At 51.8% G+C, this 3157-nt stretch carries 3 protein-coding genes and 1 pseudogene; 3 read left to right on the forward strand and 1 reads right to left on the reverse strand.

From position 1 onward, the window contains the following. Positions 1-408, reverse strand: a 408-nt coding sequence (locus tag IQ219_RS18350; RefSeq protein WP_194073560.1) for a Ycf51 family protein, incomplete at its 3' end; no start/stop codon positions are given. Between the two features lie 38 nt (positions 409-446). Between IQ219_RS18350 and IQ219_RS18355 the strand changes: the two genes are divergently transcribed. From IQ219_RS18355 to IQ219_RS18365, 3 genes and pseudogenes are all read left to right on the forward strand, one after another. Next, entirely contained in the window at positions 447-1232 is a 786-nt protein-coding gene (locus IQ219_RS18355; protein WP_194073561.1) for an alpha/beta fold hydrolase, read from the forward strand. A gap of 133 nt (positions 1233-1365) precedes the next feature. After that, positions 1366-2649 carry a glutamyl-tRNA reductase gene (hemA, locus tag IQ219_RS18360; protein WP_194073562.1) on the forward strand — a complete coding sequence of 428 codons (1284 nt, stop codon included), beginning with the start codon at positions 1366-1368 and terminating at the stop codon, positions 2647-2649. A 257-nt stretch (positions 2650-2906) separates the two neighbouring features. Continuing rightward, positions 2907-3157, forward strand: a pseudogene (locus IQ219_RS18365) (hypothetical protein); the annotation flags it as partial.

Genomic DNA, 3157 nt, shown 5'->3' on the forward strand with positions numbered 1-3157 from the left:
CAGGAGGGGTTTAGTCAAGCCGGGCTGGGGATGGACCAAAGTTCGGGCCCGAATGACCATTTGTTCATTGCCATCGGTGGAAATGCGGCCGAGGGAAAAGTAATTATTGGCGGCCTGTTTGAGGGTGGCTTCCACTTCCGTGGGGGATACGGTCACCGGCACACTAATGACAAGTTGATTGGCGCCATTGTCATACACCCGATTGAAGCGCACCGACCCTTCCACTGCTGGGCGGTCAAACATGCCCAAACCGAGGCCAAAAATACCCACCGTTAAAACCGTCATGAAGCTCGTCACCCCCACCAGGCGAAAGCGGAATCCCCAACGGAAGATAAAGGCCAGCACCATGAAAATAAAACTGGCGATCGTAGCGTAGGCGGACCAACGAAGATAAATGGTAACGTCCATAGGTAGGGAGAGAATTACGTCAACAAATCTAACAGAAAATGCAGTTAGTTAATCTTCATCCCCCCGATCGCCAACGGCCCAGCTTGCTTTATTTGCCTGGGTTGGATGGCACGGGTAAATTGTTTTATCGGCAACGGCCAGAGTTGGTGGATTACTTTAACCTGCTAGCTTTGCGCCTGACTCCGGGGCCTCTCCCAGACGATTGGTCGGCGATCGCCAACGTCTTGCACCAACTAATCCAGCAACAGGAGGGGTTGACGTTGCCCCTCTACCTCTGTGGGGAATCCTTTGGGGGTTGCTTGGCCCTGGCCTATAGCTGTTTATATCCCCGGCAAGTGGCCAAGTTAATTTTAGTCAATCCCGCCACCGCCTTTGACCGCCGCCCTTGGTTACAGTGGGGCATTCCTTTCCATCAGTGGTTACCCAATGCCTTGCAAACAGTTACTACCCTCACCGGGCTACCCTTTTTAGCCGCCGTAGAACGGTTACAGCCCCAGGATCGTCGCCAATTGCTCAATGCTATGCGCTCCATTCCTCCGGCGATCGTGGCCCAAAGGTTGGCCCTATTGCAAAATTTCAACCAACAGGGATTAGACCTAGGAAAAATCAGCGCCCCCAGCTTAATTTTGGCCAGTGGCCGGGATTTACTGCTGCCTTCCGTAGAAGAAGCTCACAAGTTACAGTCCCATCTTCCCAAGGCCATGGTGAAAATATTGCCCCACAGCGGCCACGCCTGTTTGCTGGAAAAAGAATTATCCCTACAAAAGATTTTGCAAACTTCCCAATGGTTACCGGAGCTAGTTTTACTTAACAAAAATTCATGAGCCCCGGCGGTATTGACCCTTGATTGTGGTCTGCCATTCGGACTACATTGCAAAGATTAGAGAAACTTGTTTAACAAAAAACGTCGTAATTTTTGCGACCACCACCTTATTAGAGAATCCTTTAGGAGAACCCATGAATATTGCCGTTGTGGGACTGAGCCATAAGACAGCCCCGGTGGAAATTCGCGAAAAACTCAGCATCCAAGAAGCTAAGTTGGAGGAAGCGTTAACCCATCTGCGGAGTTATCCCCACATCGAAGAAGTCACTGTCATTAGCACCTGCAACCGCCTGGAAATTTACGCGGTGGTGACGGACACAGAAAAGGGGGTGGTGGAAATTACCCAATTCCTTTCCGAAACTGGCAATATTCCCCTGGCAACCCTACGCCGTTATTTGTTTACCCTCCTCCACGAAGATGCGGTGCGCCATTTGATGCGGGTGGCGGCTGGCCTGGAAAGTTTGGTGCTGGGGGAAGGGCAAATCCTCGCCCAAGTGCGTACTACCCATAAGTTGGGACAAAAATATAAAGGGGTGGGTCGTCTGCTCGATCGCCTCTTTAAACAGGCCATTACGGCCGGTCGTCGGGTCAGAACAGAAACGGACATTGGTACGGGGGCTGTGTCCATTAGTTCCGCCGCGGTGGAGTTGGTTCATCGTCAGGTGGATTTATCGAGCCAAAAAACCGTCATTATCGGGGCCGGTAAAATGGCTTGCCTGCTGGTAAAACATTTGTTGGCCAAGGGAGCTACGGACATTACCATTGTCAACCGTTCCCAACGCCGTTCCCAGGATTTAGCCAACCAATTCCCCCAAGCCCAACTGACCCTCTGTCCCCTCACCGATATGTTTACAGCGATCGCCGCTGGGGATATTGTCTTCACCAGCACTGGAGCAACGGAACCGATTTTGGATTGCCAGAACTTGACTGGCTGTGTGGTTAATCGGAAGAGCTTAATGCTAGTGGATATTTCCGTGCCCCGTAACGTGGCCGCCGATGTCCACGGCATGGAACAAGTGCGGGCTTTCAACGTGGATGACCTGAAGGAAGTGGTGGCCCAAAACCAAGCCAGCCGTCGGCAGATGGCCCGGCAAGCAGAGGCTTTACTAGAAGAAGAAATTGCCGCCTTTGACCTCTGGTGGCGATCGCTGGAAACGGTGCCCACCATCAGTTCCCTCCGCAGTAAGGTGGAAGATATTCGGGAACAGGAATTGGAAAAAGCCCTTTCCCGTCTGGGCAGCGAGTTTGCCGAAAAACATCAAGAAGTAATCGAAGCCCTCACCAGGGGCATCGTCAACAAAATTCTCCATGAACCCATGGTGCAACTGCGGGCCCAACAGGACATTGAAGCCCGTAAGCAATGCCTGCGCTCCCTCAAAATGCTGTTTGATTTGGAAGTGGAAGAACAGTTCGGTTAGAACTTGTTGTGAACTACTCCTTTCTGCTAAAGCGAGGCAGGGGAATTTCCGCTTCTAAAGGTTGAAAGACTCCCTATCCTTTAGTTATGGGGGGGTTAACCCTAATTTTTTCCGTTTCCAAGTTGTTAAGCACTCAAAAATCGGCTCCCTGTTTTCCCATGGAGTCGTTTTCCCTTTTGGTCCCCGTCCCCAAGGCCTAGCCAAACTCCTAAGCTAGAATTATCGGGGAAGATATTAGCGCCGAGGACAACTAGGCCATGGCATTGGTCCACAGCGGGGTAATTGAGAACTATATCCAACGGGTGACCGAGTTAAGTCAATCCACCCAGCGCATTCCCACCAGCGCTGAACTGGAGGCGATCGCCGGGGAGCTGGGCATTGAGCCAGAGGAAATCAAGGCCGCCCAAAAACAGGCAACCGACCATTTCACCAGAGCCCAGGGCTATATGCGTTTGGGTTATTGGGATGATGCCATTGCGGAGCTGGACTATGCCATCGCCTTTAATCC

This window comes from Synechocystis sp. LEGE 06083 (assembly GCF_015207725.1).
GTDB classification, from domain to species: domain Bacteria; phylum Cyanobacteriota; class Cyanobacteriia; order Cyanobacteriales; family Microcystaceae; genus Synechocystis; species Synechocystis salina.

What these genes read in the sequence shown, in the direction of transcription:
- hemA (WP_194073562.1), top strand. Translation starts at nt 1,366, where the DNA reads ATGAATATTGCCGTTGTGGGACTGAGCCATAAGACAGCCCCGGTGGAA.
- IQ219_RS18355 (WP_194073561.1), top strand. Translation starts at nt 447, where the DNA reads ATGCAGTTAGTTAATCTTCATCCCCCCGATCGCCAACGGCCCAGCTTG.